Here is a 1,654-nt window from a genome sequence, read left to right on the forward strand (position 1 = left end):
GCCGGGTCCTGCTTACTTTCGACAAGGATTTCGGCGAGCTCGTCTTTCAACGGGGTGACCATGCCAGCTACGGGGTCGTGCTGTTTCGAATTCCCCTCAACTCACCACGGGCAGTAGCACAGCCACAGCTGCTTGCCGAATAGCCATCTCGGTCTCTTAAGGGTACAGCGCCGCATACCGAACCGCGGCCTCTACACCCTGCATCGAGAATTCCTGGCCTCATTATCCATCACGAGGTATCCCCCTTCAAGAACGGTCCCGGCCGGTGACAGCGCGGCAAAGACGTCCCTACTTTATGCGCTGGATACTGGCCCGGGAGACTCCGGGCACAGTGCGACTCCGGCGAGGGGGGTGGTGGCTCTACGCGAGAGGCATCGAGTGCAGGGGAGGAATGCCGGGCAGGCCAGCGAAGCAAGCGGCCATAGAGGAGCCGTAATGGTTACGGCTTGCATGAAAGGGGTGTGGCCGCGGATGGTCTGGGTCCGGCGAGTTCTCGTGTTGGCGGCGCTTGCTGTTGTGGCCTTGGCGCCTGCGGTGTCGGCGGGTACTCTCGACAAGGTCGTTCAGCGGGGCCGGCTCATCTGCGGGGTCAACGGCGGGCTGCCGGGGTTCGGGTACCTCAACCCGGACGGCACGTGGTCGGGGTTCGACGTGGACTTTTGCCGGGCGGTGGCCGCAGCCGTGCTCGGCAACCCCAACGCCGTCGAGTTCGTTCCCCTGACCGCGGCGCAGCGCTTGCCGGCCGTTCAGACCGGCGAGGTGGACGTGCTCTTTCGCAACACGACGTTTACCTTGATCCGGGACACCGACAACCGGCTCAACTTCGCCCCGCCCACCTTCTACGACGGCCAGGGGTTCATGGTGCGAAAGAGCGCCGGGGTCAGGGAACTGCGAGACCTTTCGGGCGCCAGCGTCTGCGTTCAAACGGGCACCACCACCGAACTCAACCTGGCGGACACGATGCGGGCGCTCAACATCCCGTACACGCCCGTCGTCTTCGAGGAGATTGATACCACCTACAACGCCTACGAACAGGGCCGCTGCGACGCCGTGACCAGCGACCGCTCGCAGCTTGCAGCCCGCCGGAGCGTCATGCGCGACCCGGACGAACACGTCATCCTGGAAGCCACCATTTCCAAGGAGCCGCTCGCCCCGGTGGTGGCTCACGGCGACGACCAGTGGTACGACGTCATCAAGTGGGTCGTTTACGCCACGTTCTTCGCCGAAGAGATGGGCATCGCGAGCAACAACGTGGACTCTTTCCGCAACACTCGCAACCCCGAGGTCCGGCGCTTCCTGGGGCTTGAGGGCAACCTCGGGCGGGCGCTGGGCTTGAGGCCCGACTGGGCCGTCCAGATCATCAAGGGCGTCGGCAACTACGGCGAGATCTACGACCGCAACCTTGGCCCGCTGGGGCTGCCCAGGGGGATTAACAAGCCCTACGGCCAGGGCGGCCTGCTGTACGCCATGCCGTTCCGGTGATGAGAGTCTTGCCGCCGGGGGCCGGGCCGGCCCAGCCGGAGGCCCGGCCCCGTCAAGCGGGGGTCCGGCGCGGGCCGGCAGCGAGGGGGCGAAAGCGGCGGGCGGCCCTGGTCGAGTGGGCCGCCCAGGCCGCTTTCCTGGTGGTGCTGGCGGTGTTCGCGGGGCTCACTTA

2 protein-coding genes are annotated in these 1,654 nt (G+C 66.1%); both read left to right on the plus strand.

Translation table 11 applies throughout. The features are described 5' to 3' along the window. The first annotated feature begins 8 nt into the window (after window positions 1-8). Window positions 9-143, plus strand: a complete 135-nt coding sequence (locus tag AB1609_23245; protein MEW6049352.1) for a hypothetical protein — start codon at window positions 9-11, stop codon at window positions 141-143. A 328-nt stretch (window positions 144-471) separates the two neighbouring features. After that, window positions 472-1,482 (plus strand): amino acid ABC transporter substrate-binding protein, encoded by a 1,011-nt coding sequence (locus AB1609_23250; protein ID MEW6049353.1) that lies wholly within the window; start codon window positions 472-474, stop codon window positions 1,480-1,482. The last annotated feature ends 172 nt before the right edge of the window (window positions 1,483-1,654 follow it).

The sequence above is a fragment of the Bacillota bacterium genome, assembly GCA_040754675.1.
Lineage (GTDB): Bacteria > Bacillota > Limnochordia > Limnochordales > Geochordaceae > Geochorda.

What these genes read in the sequence shown, in the direction of transcription:
- AB1609_23250 (MEW6049353.1), top strand. Translation starts at nt 472, where the DNA reads ATGGTCTGGGTCCGGCGAGTTCTCGTGTTGGCGGCGCTTGCTGTTGTG.